Consider the following 21,058-nt stretch of genomic DNA (forward strand, 5'->3'; position numbering starts at 1 on the left):
TGGTGATTACAATGAAAAAACTTAACTTAATATCTCTTGCTGTGGTTGTTGCGTTAGCGGGTTGCTCTGATGATGACGATAAAATTGAGTCAATGACGGTTAAAAATACGCTTGCAGTTGGCTCTGAGCAATGTATCAATGGTGGCATTGAGACCCTAACAGGTGACGACAGCAATCAAAATGGTGAGCTGGATGCAGATGAAGTAACTACAACCACTGTAGTGTGTAACGATGCTGAAACTTCATTGAATCCACAACAGTTAGCGCCGCTTACTACCAATACTTGGTATAAAGAAGCACACACTAAATTAGCTAGTAGCCAAGATAATATTGCTAATATTGTTAAAGAGTCTGGCAAAGCGAAAAACGTCATTTTGTTTGTTGGCGACGGTATGGGGATTTCAACAGTAACAGCTGCGCGTATTTTAGCGGGTCAGTTACAGGGCAAAATGGGTGAAGAACATCAGTTAAGCTTTGAAACACTACCGTTTTCAGGGTTTGCTAAAACTTATAATGTTGATGCACAAACACCTGATTCTGCCGGTACGATGACAGCAATGGCATCAGGCGTAAAAACTGATGTCGGTGTTATTGGTATTGATGAAGCAGTGGTTAATGGTAATTGTTTGTCAGGTAAAGGCCATGAATTAGTAACGTCATTAGAGCTTGCGGAAATTGCAGGTAAATCAACGGGACTTATTTCAACGGCACGTATTACCCATGCCACACCAGCTGCAACGTATGCAAAAGCGGCAAACCGCAATTGGGAAGATGTTTCAGATATGCCTGAGTCGGAAGCGGCTAATTGTGAAGATATTGCATCGCAACTGGTTAACTTTGAAAAGAACTTAGAAGCGCGTTTTGCTGGGATCGATGTTGATGGTCTTGAAGTGGTAATGGGTGGCGGTCGTCGTCATTTCTTACCAAAAGACGCAGCATATAATTCAGCTGATGCAGTAAGCTCGGTAGAAGGCGATCGTACTGATGGCCGTGATTTAACTGCTGAATGGCAAGCTCAGTATCCAAATGGTCAATACGTAATGGATCAAGCAGGTTTTAATGCGATTGATGTGACTAACACTAAACAAATTTTTGGCTTGTTTAATGAATCTCACATGCAATACGAAGCTGACCGTGGCAATGATATTGCAGGTGAACCATCGTTATCAGAGATGACAGCAAAAGCACTGGATGTATTGGATAATAACGAGAAAGGCTTTTTCTTAACGGTTGAAGCTGGACGAATTGACCATGCACACCATGCGGGCAATGCCTATAACGCTTTAAACGATACCATTGAGTTATCAAAAGCGGTGCAAGTGGCGCTTGATAAAACCAGCATTGAAGATACGCTGATTATTGTCACTGCCGATCACAGCCATGTATTTACTATCGCAGGCTACCCAAAACGCGGTAATCCAATTTTAGGTAAAGTGGTTGCCGTGGGTGAAACCGAGCCAACACTTGCTGCCGATAATATGCCATACACCACCGTAGGTTATGCTAATGGTGGCGGCTTTAGAGATTTAGGTCAGGAAACGGATGCTGAAGTAGGTTACGACTTTGCCCCAGTAACCGGCCGTGTTGATTTAACCGATGTGGATACGCAAAGTCCAGGTTTCCACCAAGAAGCACTTGTGCCGCTGTCATCTGAAACTCATGCTGGTGAAGATGTTGGTGTTTATGCAATTGGCCCTGGTGCGCATTTAGTAACAGGTACTAACGAGCAGAGCTTTATTTTTCACGTGATGGATTATGCAGCTGACTTAGTAAAACAAGCGGATGCTAAAGTTACAAATTAAGTAATTGTCATGTAATACGCTTTACTAAAGAGCAACTCAAAACTGAGTTGCTCTTTGTCATTAATCTGCAAAATAAACACATTACAGTGACCCACGGTATTAAATCGAAAAGAGAATCCAGTGAAAAAAATTATCCTATCTTTAGCGTTAATAAGTCCATTGGCCAGTGCCACGCAGTGTGCGTTGGACAGTCAATATGTGCAAGCAAGCTATCAGGTTGGTAAGCAAGTTGCGGGCAAAGCTGTGGCTGAATCTCAACAGTTTACATTATGGCGAACACCCCATCAGGTTGCAGAGCAAGGCCTTGAATTAGTTGAAGTGTGGCAACAGTTGAGTAATCAGCAAATTCGGCCAATTCGTTACTTTCAAACACCGCAGCGTGGTATTGAATATCAACCTTCAGAGGTGCAAGGTCAGCAAGATTGGAGTACTAAATACCAATTAGTGAGTGATGATTTTATTGCCAAGATGACTTTAACCGATGAGCAAGGTGATGGCTGCGAGAAAATACAGCATTATCAATTAGTGCAAGGTGATACTACGATTGAGCTTGCATGGTTGGTAAATCAAAAGCTGGTAAGCGCAATGAGTATTGCTAAACCGCAACTTACTCAAACATTAACGTTGGGCACTGTGGACTTTAAAAAAGCTCAGATACAGCAGCAATTTGCCCTGTGGGATGCTTATCAAACGACTGACTATGCGGATATTGGTGATAACGAAGGCGACCCATTTTTAGCCAAAATGATTAACTTAGGATTTATCGAGCATGGTGCGTCTGGCTTTTATGATGCTAATGGTAAAGCGCTTGGTGGTGGGCACAGCCACTAAAAAGGGCCGGTGAATGCTCTTTTAAAGTCTCGATTTGGGTGTTAAAAGGCCAAATTTCAGCTTTATAAATTAGCATGTGGCCAGTGCCCGCAAAAGTATCGATTCGTTTAACCGTAATAAGTGATATTACACTATCGCAGCTGTATTTAGGTCGGGTTCAAATCATTCGTTGTTTGTTTTGCTATAAAGATCACCTTACGATACAAATAAAATTGGCTAAAATGGCTTTCCTCTTTTAACTTTAGTAGATGTACTATTTAAGGAGATTGAATCGTGAGTGACACACAAAGTAATCACCCCCACGGGGTTTTCTGTTGGTCAGAGTTATGTACATCTAACTGGAAAAGCGGCAAAGCTTTTTACACTGAGTTATTTGCTTGGGGGGCTGATGATCAACCCATTGGTGATGGTCTTTATTACACTATGTTACAAAAGCAAGGTGATGATATTGCTGCCATGTATCAAATGCTGAACGAACAAAAAAACGCAGCGACATCAAGTCATTGGTTAGCCTATATTGCAGTAGATAATATTGATGAAGTAGCTGAAAAAGCCAAACAATTAGGTGCTGATATTATCGCCGGTCCTCATGATGTAATGGACGCGGGTCGCATGGTGTTGCTAAATGAGCCTGGTGGTGCATTATTTGCCTTATGGCAAGGTAATCAACATAAAGGTTGCAAACGTTTAGGTGAACTTAATACTCCCTATTGGCATGAACTGGCAACCCGCAACAGTGCTGCAAGCCGTGAGTTTTATTGCCAGTTATTGGGTTGGCAGAGCGTTGAAAAACCTATGCAAGGAATGAGCTACACATTATTCACTGTTGCTGACCAACCCGTTGCAGGGATGATTGAGATGACCGATGAATGGCCTGCAGAAATTCCTGCTCACTGGATGATTTATTTTGCTGTCGATGATTGTGATAACTATGTCGCAACGGCTCAGCAACTTGGCGGTGAAGTGTGTGTGGCACCAACCGATATTCCCGAGGTGGGCCGCTTTAGTGTGATCACCGATCCACAAGGCGCAGTGTTTTCAATTATGACCTCCGCTATGAATGATGTGAAATGTAACTAGTTATGCTTAATTTAATTAACTAAAAAAGCACTTAGGTGCTTTTTTTATTTTTGTTTGCCCCAAGCTCTCAGTTATAGAGTGTATATAGAATGGGAGTAAAAGTATGACAAAGCATGTGGTAATTACAGGCGCTAATCGTGGCATCGGCCTTAATTTATGTCAGCAATATTTAGCAAAGGGTTACCAGGTTACGGCCGTGGTGCGTACTCCAAGCGATGAACTTAAAGAATTAGATGTGACAGTGATCAGCAATATCGATGTTGCCAATGCAGCAGATATCGAAACACTTGAAAACCAGTTACATGGGCATAAGATAGATCTGCTTATTAACAATGCCGGTATTTTCCATAATGAAAGTATGGCAGAGATGGATTTTGATACCATTAATCAACAGATAGCCATCAATGCTGTAGCACCAATTCGAGTTACCCATGCGTTAATACACTGCTTAGGTATTGACGCTAAAGTTGCCATGATCAGCAGTCGCTTAGGGTCGATTGCTGATAATGACTCAGGTGGTTATATTGGTTATCGTATGTCAAAGGCTGCACTTAACGCGGCATCAGTCAGTTTAGCTCATGAGCTAAAAAGCAAAAAAATTGCGGTTGGTTTATTTCATCCGGGCTTTGTGCAAACACAAATGGTTAATTATGCCGGAGACATTTCGCCTGAATTATCTGCAGAGCTTTTAGCACAACGTATTGATGAACTAAACCTAAGCAATAGTGGTGGTTTTTGGCATTCAAATGGTGAAACCCTACCTTGGTAAATAATATTTAATGTAGGTTATCTTTAATAGCTAAACAGGCTGTAAATCAGCAGTCAGTTTAGCTAAATTTAATTAATTTTTGCTATAATACTGTCATATTAACGATTTTAGTATTTGAGAGCAGCACATGGAATTAGAGCAAGATAGTAGTTTAACACTTCCGTTATTTCTTTTTGATGAGACCTTAAATGAGCGAGATTTATCGACCCCTGATCTCTCAATAAGCGTACTTTTAGATGACGACTTACTGACCCAGCTTTGTCAAAATCCAGCACCGGATAGCAGCATTGCTATTACTATTTCAGATTATATTGTAGAAGCCCATAACCCGGCGTTTGCAGACTTAGCAAGCAATGCACATCAAGCACAGCTAACTTTAACGCGTGGACCATTATTGAGCGCAGTACTCGATACCCAATCAGAGCAAACATTTGTGTCCCCACAAATGGATATGATGCCGACGTTTGACTTGGGCGATGAGGACGAATAATTCGATGAGAAAGTCTTTTTTGCTGAGTGCACTAATTGTTGTGCTCAGTGGCTGCGCTTATTTAGGTGCCGCTCATTACAATGAGCTATTCGGGCCAGAGCAAACACAGCAGCGTATGGTTGAACATAACTCAGGTAGCGGTGCTGAGTTTTTACAGCATGTACAACCTGTGCTCGAGAGTCGTTGTGTGGTTTGTCATGGCTGCTATGATGCACCATGCCAACTGAAACTTTCATCTCCAGAAGGAATTGACCGCGGCCTAAGTAAGGAACGTGTTTACAATGGTACTCGTTTATTAGCATCGACTCCCAGCCGCTTACTTTTTGATGCAACGAATTCTAGCCAGTGGCGTGATAAAGACTTTACCCCAGTATTGAATGAACGAGCGCAAACAGAGCAAGCAAATCTTGCCGGTAGCGTGTTGTACAACAGTTTAGTGTTAAAAATGAGCTCACCGCTACCAAATGATGAGATCTTAGGTGATGAGTTTGATTTTTCTTTAGATCGCTCGCAAAGCTGCGCCACTATAGGAGAATTTGACAGCCTTGCCAACAGCCAACCTCATTCCGGGATGCCATATGGATTACCTGGTATTTCGCGTACTGAATTTAAGCACCTTGAAAAGTGGCTTAAAGAGGGCGGTAAAATGGCGCATATTAAACCGCCAAGCAAAGCTGCTTTAGCTCAAGCACAACGCTGGGAGAGCTTTTTAAATCAAGACGATTTAAAGTATCAATTAACAGCACGTTATGTGTTTGAACATTGGTATTTAGCACATATTTATTTTGTTCAAGATGATGAAAAAAGCTTTTTTAAATTGGTGCGTTCGAGTACCCCACCAGGGCAGGACATTGAGTTAATAAATACCCGCCGCCCTTACGATGACCCTAAAGTGGAGCGGGTGTATTATCGCTTAATGCATGATCGTTCGACTATTTTGGCAAAAACGCATTTACCACTGGCACTGAATGACAGTAAATTAGCGCGCTTGTACAGCCAGTTTATTGCGCCAGATTATCACGTTGACAGCATGCCAAGTTACTTGCCAGAAATAGCATCCAACCCATTTAAAGTGTTTGCCGCCATGCCGGTTAAATCTAAATATCAATTTATGTTAGATGAAGCTGAATTAATCATTATGGGCTTTATTAAAGGGCCTGTTTGTCGTGGTCAAATAGCGTTAAATGTTATTAATGATCATTTTTGGGTGGCATTTGCTGATCCAGCTAAAGCGGCAACGCCAGAAGTGGGTGAAATGCTGCTACAACATGAAGATGCCTTGGCATTGCCAGCGGCTGAAGAAAGCAACGCTTTACCTATTTCTAGCTGGGTCAAATATGCCAAACGTCAGAATACTTACCTTAAAGCCAAGGCAACGTTGGCAAATAGCATGTTCAAAAATGGTGAAAACCTAACCACCGACCTATTATGGCGTGGTGACGAGGTGAATGATAATGCTGCTCTGACTATTTTCCGCCATTTTGATAGTGCGACTGTGGTTAAAGGTTTTATTGGCCAAGAGCCAAAAACCATGTGGGTATTAGATTACGCACTGTTTGAGCGGATACATTATTTATTAGTTGCCGGGTTTGATGTCTACGGTAATGTTGGCCATCAGTTGATCACTCGTTTATACATGGATTTTTTGCGTCTAGAAGGCGAGCAAAACTTTTTAGCACTGTTACCTAAGCCTCAGCGTAAAGAGTTAAAAGCAAACTGGTATCGTAAAGCACCACCGAGTTTAACTAATTTCTTTGAAAGTGGTGATGAGTTTAGTCAGCCAACAGGGATTGACTACAAAACACAGGATCAACAACACGAGTTATATGGCTTAATTAAACAAACGCTAAAACCGGTGTTAAGTCCGCGCTTTGATTACACACAAGTACCAGAGCCGTTACAGCAGTTAAATAATATGCCTGCAAAAGCAATTAATTTACTGCCGCAAATCTCTTTTATATTAGTGAAAGACGGTGCTGCAGAGCATCAAGCGTATACCATGATCCATCACAATGCCCATTATAATATTTCTAGTTTATTGAACGAGGAAGGGCAGCGCGCTTATGCAGAAGATACCGTCACCATTGTGCCTGGTTTCATTGGTGATTACCCTGAAACAATTTGGTATTTGAATAATCCACAACAACTTGCATCATTTGCCGAGCAACTACCATTGATGCAAATAGAAGCCGATTACAGAGCATTAAAGAGTCAGTTTGCAATTCGCCGAACACATCCGCAATTTTGGCAATACAGTGATATTTTGCACAAAGTTGCCAAACAATACGGTGGTGTTGAATACGGTTTGTTTGATTATAATCGTTTAGAAAATCGGTAATTATTAAACCAAAACTGATAAACCCCGCATTTAAGCGGGGTTTATTTTTTTAATAATATCATTGCGTAAAGTGTCACTTTATCCCCTTTGGTCTACACTTATTAAAAAATAATAGGGCCTATTATGATTCAAATTATTGCTAATATTCGGTCGCGCTATCGTTGGGCGTTATTAGCGATAGCGATTCTCTCGAGCGCGAGTGCTTTGCTTATTCAGTTTATGTTTTTTGTGCAAAAAGACGATGCTCATATTATCAATGTTGCAGGTAAGCAGCGGATGTTGTCACAAAAAATCGCTTGGCATAGTAATGCCATGGTTACTGAGATTGGTAGCAATATTAAATTACATCGTAATGTATTAGCTAAAGCGAGCGCAGAGTTTAGAGCAGGGCATGAATTTTTAGTGCAACAGCATTCTAATGGCGATTATTTATATTTAGACGACGAGTTGGTTGCTTATTATTTTTCGTCACCGATTAATCTTGCGCAAACGTCGCTAGCGTATTTGGCTAAAGTGCAGCAACTGTTAAATGATCCTAGTGTAAGCAAAGTAGAAAAGCGATTTACAGTTGCAGAGGTTGAACGCTTGCTCAAGGAGCTTGATGGTGCAGTCTCGCTATTTGAACAACAAGCAAAGTTCAAAACCCGAGTGCTGTCCAACCTAGAGCTGGCTTTTTGGCTATTAACTTTAGTGTTGCTATTCATTGAGCTGAAATTTATATTTCAGCCTATGGAGCTGCAAATTATCGCTGCGATTAATAAATACCAACAACAAAAGTTGCGAGCAGAGCAGATAAGCACTTATAAAGAGCGCTTTATCGCACGGGCAAGTCATGAATTTAGAACACCGCTACAAGGGCTGATAGACTCGATTGAGCAACTTCAGCTATCAGAATCTCAGCAAGCATTGCAAAAACAAGCAAAATATTGTGCCAGCAGGATTGTAAGTATGCTGGATGAGTTACATGAACTACAGCAGTTTAATACTGGGCAATGGCAGTTAAAATTTATCAAGCGTAATTTAATAACCACGCTTGAGTCGGCTATTACACCTTTTCAGTTTGCCTGTGATAACAAACAGTTAAAGTTTGAAGTAAAACTCAGTCCTGAGTTAGATCGCTATACAGAGTTTGATCATTTACGATTGCAGCAAATCATTACCGAGCTACTTAGTAATGCCATTAAATTTACTAGCACTGGGCAGGTTTCAATATCCGTTAGTTACCAAGATGGTCATATTAAAATAGTGGTCGCTGATAGCGGCGTTGGTTTTGCTCAATGCTATCCATATTTAAATCATCATAGTATAGAACAGAGCAATGACTTTCAGGGCTTACAAACCGGTTTGGCACGTGTGCAACATATTGTCAGTGCTATGCAAGGCGGCGTTGAGTTTAAAGATGTCATACCGCATGGTGCACAGATTAAGATCCGTTTGCCATTATCTAAAGCTGCACTACTAACGAATCAAGGCAACTTACCCGCACAACTGCATTGCTTAATTGTGGAAGACAATTTATTAAACGCAACAATTTTATCACGAATTTTAACCGAGCTTAATTACACCGTTGAAGTGGCTGAAAACGGTTTAATAGCAACACAAAAAATTACTGAAAGTGAGTTTAATGTGATTTTTATGGATTTGAACATGCCGGTGATGGATGGCTTTCAAGCGATAGATATCATCCGCCAAGAACTAAATTCAACGGTTCCGATCATTGTGATCACCGCCAACACTGCGCCAAGTGATTTAGAGCGAACTTATGAACTTGGCTCTAATGTACATGTTTATAAACCATTTTCGGTTGCGGATATTAAAAAAGCCCTCATGAATGTATTTAACGAGGGCTGATAATTTTAGTGGCTGATTTTAATATCACCTACACCGACTTCAACGTTAATGCGGTATTGGCCGTCACCGTTATATTTACTAGTTGAGGTGACCAGCTTACGGCTATGTTTAGCATCATTTTTCATGCCTGCTATTTTGGTGTCGCCAACACCACTATCTAGAGTGATCGTTTGATAGTCAGCTAACGCGCTGCTGATCCGCACCGCGCCCACACCGACATCGATGCTGGCAGTATTAGCAAAATTATTTACTTCAATATCGCCCACACCTAGCTCTAAATCTATCGCCATGGTTGTTGGTATACTTACTAGCCAGCTTTGTTGCACATCGTCATTATCAATCGAGAGGCTCAGCTTATCGCTACTTTGTTGATTTTTTAAAGTGATATCTTCAAGTGCAACATCATCACTAAACCAATTATCATTTTTCGCTTTTAGCTCAATCGACACGGTTACTTGGTTACCTTGATGGGTGCTAAGTTCTAGGCTGCCAACGGGCACGTTGATCGCCAATGCCTGCTTGGCAGTGACATCAAAGGTCTGTTCAATTTTTTGCTCAGCATGAGCAGCTAAACTACTAGTTAATAAGATTACGGCTAAACTAGAGATACTAAGTGTATTCATTATTTTTACTCGTTGTTAATGGCTTTATAGATTAGACGTTAGCAGATTTAAAAAGGTTTAAACCGCGTGAATTTTATTCTATAGCCATGCTAATAAAAGTCATGTATTTTCAAACTAATTAATTTAAGAGCTAAAAAGGATCGCTGTGCAGTCAATTAAACTCAATAATGTGACGGCTAACCTTGGTACTAATGAACGCGAAAGTTTTCTCGTAAGTAAGCTAACTTGGCAGGTTGAGAGCGCTCAGCATTGGGTGCTGCTTGGCGGTAACGGAGCAGGAAAATCAGCCATAACAGCAGTATTACTCGATCAAGCTAATATTGTCAGTGGTACACGAAGTTGTGATTTTAAGCGTACAGAAATAGTCTCTTCAGATCTGCAAAAGCAATTGATTACCGCTGAGTTATTAGCTGATCAAGACGACATCACCGATGGTAAAACTAGCCCTAAATTGGTGTCAGAGCTGATTTATCAGCAATCAAGCCCATGTTTTGATCAACAGCTATGCCAGCAGTTAATTACAGGGTTTGCTTTTGAGACATTGCTTAAGCAACGTTTGCGCGCACTCTCAACCGGGGAAACACGTAAACTAATGTTAATTAAAGCACTGAGTAATCGGCCCGAACTGATTGTGCTTGATGAACCGTTTGACGGTTTGGATGTACAAAGCGTTGAGCTATTACGTAGCGTATTAATCGAACTAAGTGCCAGCATGACCATGGTCTTTGTGGTTAATCGGTTAGATGAAATCCCCGTATTTATTACGCATTATGGTTATGTGAAAAATGGCGAATTACAACAGCAACTAGCAACTCCTGACCTTAAGCAGCGCGATGATTTATTTAAATTATTACACCTACAACAAACTGATTTAACGATTCCTAGCAAAGATGTGGCACACAGTGCCCCAGAGTTTAATGAGCCTGAGTTAGTACGATTGCAAAATGCCAGCGTCAGTTATAGCGGTAAGGTTATTTTTAACCACTTAAATTGGACAATCAAAGCACGACAGCATTGGCAGCTCAGTGGTCAAAACGGCTCCGGCAAAACCTGCCTGCTTAACTTAATCACTGGCGATAATCCGCAGTGTTATAACAATGATATTAAAGTGTTTGGCTATCAACGCGGCAGTGGTGAAAGTATTTGGCAAATTAAGCAGCATATTGGCTATATTTCGAATGCTTTGCATATGGAATATCGGGTTAGTATTTCGGCGCTTAATACCATAGTATCAGGCTTTTACGACAGCATTGGCTTGTATCAAAAGCCAACTCAAATTCAGCTTGATATCGCCATACAATGGTTAGCATTATTAGGTTTGAGTGAGTTAAAAAACACCCCATTTACGCAACTGTCTTTTGGTGACCAACGCATGCTATTGATTGCCCGCGCTATGGTAAAACACCCCACATTACTGATTTTAGACGAGCCATGTTTGGGGCTTGATGAAGCCAATCGGCAGCGTGTTTTACTATTAATCGAAAAAATATGCGCTGCAGGCAGTAGCACAGTAATTTATGTAAACCACCATGCGAAAGATAAAATTACCGGGATAGAGCACTATTTAGATATGGCAGATTTTAGGTAAGGAAAAGGTTCTAGGTTTTAGGGGCCAGGCGCTAGGAAAAACCAGAGCAGCTCGGCGTTAAATTTATCGCCGTAGGTTGGGTTGAGTGCAACGAAACCCAACAGCCATTCTTGCAAAGTAACTCTAAACCCCCTATGAAACGCTGAATTCTGCATCTAGAGGTGGTTTGGGTATATGGATAGCAAACAGTTACATAATTTGTTATTAATGAGTAATGTAAATAAGAGAACGCGCCTTTTGTATAAAAGAGGAACGTGCTCTTTGATTAAATTTTTATATGACAAGGATAGCTCAATGGAAGTAGCAGCTCAGGTTACATTTATCAAAATTGATAGACCATCTCATGTATTCAGGTATTTTGGTGATAATTGCTGGCCAAGAATATAATATTCACCTGATTTAGATGCTAGTAGTAGAATAATTTTGTGGAAGAACGTCACAAAACTGCTTGTTGTAAGTGTTATGTGTTACTACAAACTAAGGAGTATGAATGAGCTTCAAATCTTGGTTAAGCTATTCTGACTTTTCTAAAAAAGCGTGCTCTAAGTTGCACTACACTTTAGATCATGAGTCGAGTGAATTTCTAAATTCAATTAATGACACTTGTAATGACAGGATTAAAACCTTGAAATCTGGTTCTGTGGTATGGCGTGCACAAACTGGATGCGATAAGGAAAAGGCTACTGATAGTGCAGAACAAGAGTTCCATGTTGATAAGCGTATTCCTTATTCATTCAAGCGAATGAAACCCTTGAGCAATAGCCCCTCAGAGGGGAGAGCGAACTTAAAAGGGAACCCTTGTTTATATGTAGCAGCAGATGCAGAAACTGCGGTACACGAAGTGAGGCCTTGGCCTGGATTACCCGTAACAATCGCTAAATTGCATTTGACAAAGGATATGAAGTTGATAGATTTTTCGGAGACTGCTGAGGCCGAGCAGTACCCATATTTTTACATCGACGAACCTTCTATTGAGCAGAAAATTGACGCTGTGTGGGCTGCGATGGATATTGCTTTTTCTTGGCCTGTAACGGAATCTGATTCCAAATCAGAATATGCGCCGACGCAAATAATATCAGAGTTTATTAAATCGAAAGGGTATGACGGGATTATTTATAAAAGCTCTTTAACTAAAGGGCATAATTATGTCCTTTTTAATTTAAATGATGCGGCAGTTGTTCAGTGTGACTTGTTTGTCGTATCTAAGGTTAAATATGACTTCGAGAGGTTGGATGAAAGCTCATCTTTGACAGCGGAGCGTGGCAACACATAACACATATGAGCCTTAACTCTGGCAATAGTGTTCTTTTTGACTGTTTTTATATAGTGATGGTCAATTCTAAATCAATAAACAAATTCGTTTACTTCCTCTAAAGTGCAGGCCTCTTAACCTTATTGTGAATAATTCACTAATTTTTTTGCACAAAGAGTAATGAATGAGCAGTAAATGAGGGGGGAGCAAAATAGCTACTCGGTTATGGTTGAACCATCAATAACAATAAATTAAAAACGAGTGATTCTACAGCTCGCCTCCATTAAAAATGGGGGAATTACCGTTTGTCTGTTAAAAACACCGATCTATAGGGAAATTATTTTTGTATAATAGCGCCTCTAAAATAAGCCATATCAGTCTTCGGGATATTATATAAAATATAGACCCCCAGTTCACTTAGCGCACAGTGAATATGTTATATACAAAGGATAGAGTACGTAACCATGGCACGAAAAAGAAAAACACTTCCCAAGAATTTTGATGAGCTGATCAAAAAAGAAAATCTCTCGACTCTTATCACTATTTTTGACAAATGCGAGCTGGATGCTTACAGCGGCTACGGTAAGGTATCGGCACTAGGGTTTAGTCATTGTCCCGATGAGTTGTCAAAGTGGCTTGTTGATAATGGCGCGGATTTGCATTATTTAAATACCTATGGCAATACGCCGCTACACCTTAGAGCAGGCGCTATACACTCGAACTTGGACGTTCTTATTCAAATGGGAGCGGACGTAAATTTTCAAAGTAAAGCGGGCAATACGCCACTGCATAGCGCAGTAACCTTTCATAACGTCCACAATGCGGCAGTATTGCTTGCGGCCGGTGCGGATATTAACGTTAAAAATGAATATGACTTAACACCATTAGAATACAGCTTGCAGCGCTGCGGCAATTTGGATATTCCCAGTATGGTTGATATGACAGAGCTATTCGTTCGTTATGGCGTAGAAATTACGCCTAAAATGCAAGAATTGGTGACCGCTATTGGCGATAAGTTCGAGTTTATGCGAGAAGACTTTAATAAAGATAGTGTAGATGAGTACAGTCACGCCTTAAATAACTTGTATCGCTTATATGGTGTAACGCCTGTGGCAACGCGTTTGCTTCACGACGGACAGTCAGCTATTGAGTTAGTTGGTGATACTTGGGAGCAAACATACGATAACCTTTGGGATTATTTAGTCCCGCCTAAAGGCGCAGCATTAACCGTACAAGGTGAAGTTATTCGTATCGCAGGGCGAGTGACTGATGAGCTGTATGGTAATGGTGGTGTTAATTGGGATCGCGCATACCGGCAAATGTGCAATGCTTATCTTAAGCATATTGCTTCACACAATTCATTGGAAGAAAAAGAAATTGCTGCATTAAGTAATCTAGTTTCCGATATGGAGCTGTTAATGGATGAGACCACTCAGCTGCAACAATATGCTGTTAAGTGGATTTCAAAAAACACTCATCCAATTAAATTAGAAACCCCCAGCTATAAACGTTAAAGTATTTATTACTGAGGCCATCTGCTATGTGCTTTTTATGTGCTCTATGCAAGGTATTTTAATTACTAGTGTCATCAGTTATTGATGAGACTCCATCTGTATTATTTAAATAGGAAAATTAAGTGAACGAAGAACAATTACTCGAAATTATTACTAATCCGATCCCCGATAACTATTTTCCAGTCCAGTTTCTTGAAGAATGCAAAGCGTTGAAAGAGTTAGACTATATTTCACCGGTTGTATTAAAAGAGGAAGTAGTATCTCGATGTAAAACGATTATTTCACCGCAATGGCATTCTTGGATTGAAGCCTATTTCCAGCTTGTTTCGAGCGGCAAGTTTCCGTTTTTATGGCCTTTTAGACAGGATATGATTGGTTTTAACTTCAGAGAAGAGTTGGATGACTTTGAACGTGACGATGAGTTATTTTCATTAGGCTCTGACCCAGTTGGTGATTGGTTTGTGATGACCAACAGTAGCGGATCACAAGTGTTTTTATCAGATCATCATATTTATGATTTATATGACGGTTGGAAAAACCCCAATCATCTAGTGGCTTGGGCGTTACGCTCTGCATTGGCTGATGAACATGGGTTGGCTGTTGCAGATATTATGAATGCTTGGGAACAACGAAATGATAAAGTTGAACTCGATGCTCTCAAGCGGATCATATCGGATCTTAACTAAACCGAACATGTCGTCGGTTGAATATGGGGGAAACGCTTTATTCTGACGTTACCCCATACATCTTTAACGTTATGGTTTTTAACTATTCTTATGTACAGCAGTAGCCAGTACGTTAGGCAAATAAACTCAAAAAAGAGTAAGTTAATGTCCAAATGGCAGTTATTTAAAAGCGGTATATGAGAAGAGATTAAGACCCCATTTTAATATCAGAATGTTTTTTATTTAATGAGTAAAGTCAATCACTTGAGTATCGCATAGGCTTGTTAGCAAAGAGTTTAGTTGCAACTGATAATCTACACAGGGGCATGGTGCTGTAGCATAGCCAGTATCACATGAGGGGATTGTGAACATTTAAATGGCAAACGACAGGTAAATGTCAGTAATTCGAAAAATACGAATTTTCGGTCATTCACATTTTGAAATCAATTATGGTAATAGCGATCAAAGTAGAAAATCAGCAAACGATTGAATCAAAATAGCAACTCGGCTATGGTTGAGAAATAAATAAAAATAAAATTGCGTTATTCTACAAGTTCGTTAACTACTTGAAATAGGGTTATCCTGAATGAAAACTAATGTCGAAAATACAGAACAGCTGGCTACTGTAAATCAGAAAGTAGTTAAGGACGGGGAGGTTTTACCTTCAGTTCATTTAAAAGATGGGAGTCGGGTTCAGACAGGAACCGTGGCAACAATGTTATATAACATTAATCTTTATAATGCTGGCGAGCGAGAGCTAGTAGAGAAAGAGCTAGAACTTGCTGTGCCAACGCTTGTGAAAGTCGGCCTATTTGATCTTTTTCCCATTGAGGACTGGATTGCTGGCACTAATCCTGGCCGGCGTTTCGTCGGTGAATGTGCAAGAAACTATTTATCTCGATTAGGTAGCTAATAAGTGATTATTTGACACTGACTGCGTGACGTGGGCATGAAGATAATTACAATGAAAAATTTCGAACTGTTTATTAAAAGCTTCGCGTTAAGAGCCTATGAGCAATAAATTACGAAAATATAAAATGTCAGGATTTTTGCGGGCATCGGTATTACCAGACTACGACATCGATCCTAATGGGTATGCTGCATATAAAAATGCACAACTCATATTAGACTCATTCTGTGAGTTAAAAGATGAATCTGTATTTCTACCTTTTGGGGTATTTAGTCGAGTTTACAATTTTTTGGGCCAAGAACTAACGCTTGATCACGATTCGGATGCAGGCGATGTAACGTTTATCCCAAAAACTGATGTGCAATTAGAGGGCTTACTATCACTACTGATAACCGAACATGGCTACGAAGTCAGCCCTTAACAAGTTTAGGCTGTATATTTGAAATTTAAGTTTGCATGCCTGTTTGCTTTAATATTCAGCAGTAATGCGGTTTTGCATGCTGATGAATTAGATTTTTCTCAGTATAAAGGAAAAAGCTATGAAGTAGTTAAACGTGAGTTTTTAAACAGTGGTTGGCAGCTAGTGCCAAACCAAGAAGGTGAAACTTCCATCAGCGAACAATATCCTGAAGTGACATGTGGCTTAGGTAGTATGGCTATTTGTTCTGTTGGTTTCACAAGTAAGCAAAACTCGGTTGCTTTCATAGTCGTAAAATCGCAAAGTGAATTAATTATTTCTGGTGAATATTGAGTTAGCCACTAATACATATGAGCTCAGCTATGGTTGATACATCAATGACAATAAATTTAAAACGAGCAATTTTACAGGCTTGTTATATTTAGGGAAAATTAGGGAGAGGTTATGGATACTCAAGCAATTAAAAAAGAAAGCGAAACTATTGTTTCAAGTTTTGATGGGGAAATTTGTGATTGGCTTCCTGTCTATGATATCTCACAGATGAGATCAGATAGTGAGATCATAAATAGAGCACTGATTATGAATGCAATGATCAATATTGCATTCAACGCCCCAATTGACTTCATAAAAAACTATATCGATGAAAACCAACTAGCTGAACACTTGTCAGACGTTGAGAAAACTATTCTTACACAATCCCAAGAAAACATAAGTGAGCAAGATAAAATCAATTTACATTGGTATCTTGAGTCACTCTGGGCGTTGATTTGGGTTATGAATAAATTCGATGACCTCAGTTTTCCATACCCAATACCGGACGATATGATCGACTACTGCCCGGATCTACAGCAAGAAGAAGGCCCAGAAAAGTTTACGAAAGATATTAAAATCCGCTCGTTTGAAGAAATATATAAAATGAGAGATGTATATTATCGAGCTATGTGGAGTTGTAGGCATTACCAACTTAATAATGACCCCCATGATAATTTTAATATGAGCATAATCATGGAGCGCCGTCGAGCGCTAAGCTGGTGTCTTGATAAACAATTAGATTGGGATGATGTCCCTCAAGACACATAAAAATATAGCAGGGTGATCACCCGAGGTCAGCTAATTGGCGGGTGATGGCGCTATTGGAGATAAATATGAGATACATTGATGTCGAGTGGATACATGACCTTGAAGATGAGCCGTTTCGTCTCGTATCCGAAATTGGTGATGATAATTTTGAACTCCGCAAGCTTGAGTTTTGTCGTAATGGAAAGCTTGGATTTGCTTCGGGTGAAACCCACACCGAAAATACGATGCTCGGTATTGTTGAAGTGCCGCAACTAGAGGAGATAAACTCTGATGTTGAATTTCAGGGAATAAGTATCTCAAAACAAGAATTTGAGCAGCTATGGCAGAAATATGTACCATAGCTGCTTGAGGCATCAATAATATGCAAGAATATAAAGTGTCTCATAAACAGGGAAGCTCAAAGAAGCATATCGAGTTTTTTTCACCGCCAGAGTCTGCTGATTTTAGAGCTGCATGTGAATCTGCTTTTTCTAAGCATAGCTTCACTATCGAATTTGATGGAAATTATTTATGTGTAACACATTCAGATAAATCGTCACGGTTGTCAGATATAAGTATTTAGTCTGATGAGTGGGGAGTTATTTGGGGTGAGGCATCTCAATGGGGATCGGATGAAGAGAGCCATAGTGCAATAGAATTATTTGAAAAAATACTTGCAGAAAGTGGTGAGTTTATTGCTAAATAAATGCCATAACAGCGTTTTAAGTAAGAGTTTTTTGCAAAAGCTTGTCAAAAATTATAGCCGCTTTTGCATTGATACCTATAACCGCTTGGCTATTACTAGCCAAGCAGGTGAGTTGTCTTTTCGTGAGTAATTACAGGCGAGTTACTGTAAAACCTTGGTTTTTAAACTGCTTTAATAAACCGTGTTGTTCTGGCAAATGCAGGGCGCCTACGGCGATAAATAGTTTTTCTTTACCAATGCGAGGTGTGAGCTCTTTTATCCAGTTATTGTTACGTTCAATCAGCATAACTTGTTCGCTGATCTCACCGTAGTTGCTGTCATCAAAGCTTTCATTGTAGTACTTAGTTAAGGTGGCCATATCGCCATTTTTCCATGCATTAACTAAGGTTATAAAGTAGGTTTCAACATCGGCAAGCTGTTCAAACGTTTCTTCAATCATTTCGTTACTTAACAACGATAGATTATTAAACATCTCCATTTGATATTCGAGCGTTTCTAATTCGCCAACCGGTATATTGTTCGCTTTTGTATAGGCAAGCACTTGTTTATCAATGCCATATTGATCAGAAAAACCAATATTTTGAAATTCCATTTGCAGCATAGTAACCATTACGGCCCATGGAGCTAGGTTATTAAACATCGCTATATCAATTGATTTGTTGCTGAAGTATTGCTGAAGCTTTTTATAGTTTTGCTCAGATAATTCGCTTTGTAGAGTATTACCGTTTTTTAGCATCATAAATGGCATAGAGCGGCGCTGCATTTCCATCGGGCTGATTGCACTAACATCGACTTCAACAATTACTTGATCGCTGGCATCAAGCGCGTCGGTTACTTTTTTAGGTAGCCCTTTCATAGTGGCATCACCGACATGCACAGTGCCAAACAAATATGATTTAACGCCATTTTTTTCTATTTGCCACAACCCAGGTTCACTGTGGCTAGCAAAACTAATACACAGTAAAAGGGATAAAATAAAGTAACTGCTAATACGCTGAGTGAGGTTCATAATTGTCCTTATTGGTTGGGTATATATCCATATTAAACCAATACGTTTAATTGGGTAACGTTAAAATTAATGCTAAGCGAGAGTTTGGCTTGTTTTTTGCGCTGATGGTAAAGTTATTGAGATTACATAAACTGTTAACTATCGCTAGCCCCAAGCCGTGGCGTTGGTTATTCGTTCGTGAGCTATCAAGCTGGTAAAGGGGATCAAAAATAGCCTCAAGTTGTTGTTCACTTAAAGGCTTAGCTAAAGCGTTGCATAGCGTGATTGTGGTGTGATATTTAGTTTGTTTGACCTGTAAGTTGATAGGTTGGGTGCTAAGCCCATAAAACAATGCGTTATCGAGCAAGTTAGATAAAATGGTATGCAGGCAAAATCGGTCAGCGGTGATCATCAGCTCAGTTGCAACATCTAGCTGTAAGCGCTGCTCAATATCGGCATGTTTAAACTGCAGTTCATTGCTTAATTGCGTAATAAAGTCACTTAAATTAACGCTTTCTAAATTGAGCTCTACAGCGCTACTACCAGCGCGTTGTAATAGCAGTAAGTTATTGACGATGGTTTTCATACGCTGTGATATAGCCAAAATGTCGCTGGTATATGTGGCGCTAATACGCTCATCATCAGGGTAACGCAGTGCCACTTCCGACAAGCTGATCAGCTCAGAAATTGGTGTTTTTAATTCATGTGCGATGTCGCTGGTTAGGCGCCTTTCATTTTGATAGAGCTGTTGATTGGTGGTAATAAATTTATTCAGCTCATTACGAATTGGCTCAATTTCCTCGACCTGAAAGTCGCTTTTGATAGTTTGTGAGGCGCCAGTGATATCGAGTAATTTTATTTGTTCATTTAAGTTGTTCAGTGGAAAGAGGCCACGATTAACGATTCGAGTGACTAAATAACGCACTCCAAAAACTGCGATAATACAGGTCAGAATAAAAACCACATCAATGATCAGCAATACTTTATTTAATGATGAAATAGGAGCGGCGATAGTTAAAACCATGGTCTTAAAATGACCGCTGCCGCGCGCTGCTTCATTTTCTTGCTGGGCAATGAAGTGGCTGATCATAGCGCGACCCTCTTCACCGTTAGGCAGAGTGTAATCAATAATTTTAAATTCGTTAATGGGGATCGCTAAATTGGGTAAATCAATATTTTGATATAGTTGCAATGAATCTGATTTTTCAAACGTCTGTTGTTCGTGCCATAGCTGATAAAATTCGCTGGCATTGGCCTGCTCATATTCAGACATAAACTCGCCAGCAAAATCAAATTCTAGTTTGCCATTATGATCTTTCACTAAGGTTTTTAAATAATTAGATTTATTAGTTAAAGATTGATTAAATTGATTTTCAACCCAAGAATCAACACTCAAATCGACGGTTAAAAAAATAGTAACTAGAATAATCGATATTACGGCACTAATATTATTGACGAGTTTACGCTTGATAGAGTGACGTTTAGTTTTTGGCAGCTCAGTTTTGAGAGGCGACATAACCAAATCCACGTTTATTTTTAATTGGTAGTTCGCCGCCGAGCAGCCGTACTTTTTTGCGGATCGCTGAAATATGCGCTTCTAGCGCATTTTTTGACAGCATATCAAATTGGCCGACCACGGCTTCGCTGATCATCTCAAGGCCTAATACCCGTTCTTTGGCACTAAATAAGCACTCAATGATTTTATATTCGTTGCGAGTAAGGTTTATAGGCTGCTGCTGATAATGCAGTGTTTTTAAGCTCAAATCTAACACGCATTCTCCTACACAGAGTGTGTTTTGCTGGTTTTGTAATTGGCCTCGCCGAGACAGCGCCAGTACTCTGGCATGTAGTTCTTCAAACGAAAACGGTTTCGTTAGATAATCATCAGCACCTTTCATTAAGCCGTTTATTTTGTCTTGTGCTTCAGAGCGAGCAGATAAAATTAATACCCGAGTTTGACTCGAGCTGCTACGCAGTGCCTTGAGAATACTCATGCCATCAACACTTGGTAGCATTAAGTCGAGAATGATTAAATCATAGTCGCCACACAGTGCCATGCTTAAACCGTGTGAACCATCACCGGTACCGTCCACGGTAAAACCGAGATTATTAAGGCCTACATCTAGGCTGCGTCTAAGCGGTTCAGAATCTTCGATTACGAGTATCTTCATGAT

21 protein-coding genes are annotated in these 21,058 nt (G+C 40.0%); 17 read left to right on the plus strand and 4 right to left on the minus strand.

The window, feature by feature from the left end; genetic code table 11:
- Nucleotides 1–11 precede the first annotated feature (11 nt).
- From H5186_RS05290 to H5186_RS05320, 7 genes are all read left to right on the plus strand, one after another.
- Nucleotides 12–1,802 carry an alkaline phosphatase gene (locus H5186_RS05290; RefSeq protein ID WP_182784077.1) on the plus strand — a complete coding sequence of 597 codons (1,791 nt, stop codon included), beginning with the start codon at nucleotides 12–14 and terminating at the stop codon, nucleotides 1,800–1,802.
- A gap of 120 nt (nucleotides 1,803–1,922) precedes the next feature.
- On the plus strand, nucleotides 1,923–2,633 hold the full coding sequence (locus H5186_RS05295) for a hypothetical protein (RefSeq protein ID WP_145238334.1): 711 nt from the start codon (nucleotides 1,923–1,925) through the stop codon (nucleotides 2,631–2,633).
- Between the two features lie 273 nt (nucleotides 2,634–2,906).
- Nucleotides 2,907–3,713 (plus strand): VOC family protein, encoded by an 807-nt coding sequence (locus H5186_RS05300; protein WP_182740406.1) that lies wholly within the window; start codon nucleotides 2,907–2,909, stop codon nucleotides 3,711–3,713.
- A 103-nt stretch (nucleotides 3,714–3,816) separates the two neighbouring features.
- A complete protein-coding gene (locus tag H5186_RS05305) occupies nucleotides 3,817–4,482 on the plus strand; it encodes an SDR family oxidoreductase (protein ID WP_182717654.1) in 666 nt (221 codons plus the stop codon).
- Nucleotides 4,483–4,609: 127 nt separating this feature from the next.
- A complete protein-coding gene (locus H5186_RS05310; protein ID WP_145238340.1) occupies nucleotides 4,610–4,972 on the plus strand; it encodes a hypothetical protein in 363 nt (120 codons plus the stop codon).
- 4 nt (nucleotides 4,973–4,976) lie between these two features.
- Nucleotides 4,977–7,310 (plus strand): fatty acid cis/trans isomerase, encoded by a 2,334-nt coding sequence (locus tag H5186_RS05315; protein WP_182794218.1) that lies wholly within the window; start codon nucleotides 4,977–4,979, stop codon nucleotides 7,308–7,310.
- 123 nt (nucleotides 7,311–7,433) lie between these two features.
- Nucleotides 7,434–9,161, plus strand: a complete 1,728-nt coding sequence (locus tag H5186_RS05320; protein ID WP_182784081.1) for a response regulator — start codon at nucleotides 7,434–7,436, stop codon at nucleotides 9,159–9,161.
- Nucleotides 9,162–9,166: 5 nt separating this feature from the next.
- Here H5186_RS05320 and H5186_RS05325 read toward each other — a convergent pair whose 3' ends face one another.
- The gene (locus H5186_RS05325) at nucleotides 9,167–9,784 is read right to left on the minus strand and encodes a hypothetical protein (RefSeq protein ID WP_149982578.1); all 618 of its coding nucleotides are present in this window, start codon (nucleotides 9,782–9,784) and stop codon (nucleotides 9,167–9,169) included.
- A 145-nt stretch (nucleotides 9,785–9,929) separates the two neighbouring features.
- Between H5186_RS05325 and H5186_RS05330 the strand changes: the two genes are divergently transcribed.
- The 10 genes from H5186_RS05330 (at nucleotide 9,930) to H5186_RS05375 (ending at nucleotide 17,773) form a co-directional block, all read left to right on the plus strand.
- Nucleotides 9,930–11,372: an ATP-binding cassette domain-containing protein gene (locus H5186_RS05330; RefSeq protein WP_149982579.1), complete on the plus strand. Its 1,443-nt coding sequence runs from the start codon at nucleotides 9,930–9,932 to the stop codon at nucleotides 11,370–11,372.
- Between the two features lie 490 nt (nucleotides 11,373–11,862).
- Nucleotides 11,863–12,645 (plus strand): RES family NAD+ phosphorylase, encoded by a 783-nt coding sequence (locus H5186_RS05335; protein WP_220493226.1) that lies wholly within the window; start codon nucleotides 11,863–11,865, stop codon nucleotides 12,643–12,645.
- Between the two features lie 443 nt (nucleotides 12,646–13,088).
- Entirely contained in the window at nucleotides 13,089–14,138 is a 1,050-nt protein-coding gene (locus tag H5186_RS05340) for an ankyrin repeat domain-containing protein (protein ID WP_182784083.1), read from the plus strand.
- Nucleotides 14,139–14,260: 122 nt separating this feature from the next.
- Complete coding sequence (locus H5186_RS05345) at nucleotides 14,261–14,824, plus strand: hypothetical protein (RefSeq protein ID WP_182717660.1); 564 nt, start codon at nucleotides 14,261–14,263, stop codon at nucleotides 14,822–14,824.
- Nucleotides 14,825–15,389: 565 nt separating this feature from the next.
- Nucleotides 15,390–15,716: a hypothetical protein gene (locus tag H5186_RS05350; RefSeq protein ID WP_149982583.1), complete on the plus strand. Its 327-nt coding sequence runs from the start codon at nucleotides 15,390–15,392 to the stop codon at nucleotides 15,714–15,716.
- Between the two features lie 97 nt (nucleotides 15,717–15,813).
- Nucleotides 15,814–16,134, plus strand: coding sequence for a hypothetical protein (locus H5186_RS05355; RefSeq protein WP_149982584.1), 321 nt, complete (start codon nucleotides 15,814–15,816; stop codon nucleotides 16,132–16,134).
- Between the two features lie 18 nt (nucleotides 16,135–16,152).
- Nucleotides 16,153–16,464 (plus strand): hypothetical protein, encoded by a 312-nt coding sequence (locus tag H5186_RS05360; protein ID WP_182740400.1) that lies wholly within the window; start codon nucleotides 16,153–16,155, stop codon nucleotides 16,462–16,464.
- Between the two features lie 111 nt (nucleotides 16,465–16,575).
- A complete protein-coding gene (locus H5186_RS05365; RefSeq protein WP_182717662.1) occupies nucleotides 16,576–17,211 on the plus strand; it encodes a DUF4272 domain-containing protein in 636 nt (211 codons plus the stop codon).
- Nucleotides 17,212–17,276: 65 nt separating this feature from the next.
- Nucleotides 17,277–17,552, plus strand: coding sequence for a DUF6881 domain-containing protein (locus H5186_RS05370; protein WP_182740399.1), 276 nt, complete (start codon nucleotides 17,277–17,279; stop codon nucleotides 17,550–17,552).
- Nucleotides 17,553–17,587: 35 nt separating this feature from the next.
- Nucleotides 17,588–17,773: a hypothetical protein gene (locus tag H5186_RS05375; protein ID WP_182794219.1), complete on the plus strand. Its 186-nt coding sequence runs from the start codon at nucleotides 17,588–17,590 to the stop codon at nucleotides 17,771–17,773.
- A 253-nt stretch (nucleotides 17,774–18,026) separates the two neighbouring features.
- Here the strand turns inward: H5186_RS05375 and H5186_RS05380 are convergent, their stop codons facing one another.
- The 3 genes from H5186_RS05380 to H5186_RS05390 are packed head-to-tail and all read right to left on the minus strand — an operon-like array spanning nucleotide 18,027 to nucleotide 21,055.
- Nucleotides 18,027–18,905 carry a TraB/GumN family protein gene (locus tag H5186_RS05380; protein ID WP_182717664.1) on the minus strand — a complete coding sequence of 293 codons (879 nt, stop codon included), beginning with the start codon at nucleotides 18,903–18,905 and terminating at the stop codon, nucleotides 18,027–18,029.
- Between the two features lie 46 nt (nucleotides 18,906–18,951).
- On the minus strand, nucleotides 18,952–20,400 hold the full coding sequence (locus H5186_RS05385) for a sensor histidine kinase KdpD (protein WP_182794220.1): 1,449 nt from the start codon (nucleotides 20,398–20,400) through the stop codon (nucleotides 18,952–18,954).
- Nucleotides 20,381–21,055: a response regulator transcription factor gene (locus tag H5186_RS05390; protein WP_182717666.1), complete on the minus strand. Its 675-nt coding sequence runs from the start codon at nucleotides 21,053–21,055 to the stop codon at nucleotides 20,381–20,383. Before H5186_RS05390 ends, H5186_RS05385 begins: the two co-directional genes overlap by 20 nt.
- Nucleotides 21,056–21,058 lie beyond the last annotated feature (3 nt).

The sequence above is a fragment of the Pseudoalteromonas sp. SG41-2 genome (genome assembly GCF_014164535.1).
Lineage (GTDB): Bacteria > Pseudomonadota > Gammaproteobacteria > Enterobacterales > Alteromonadaceae > Pseudoalteromonas > Pseudoalteromonas rhizosphaerae.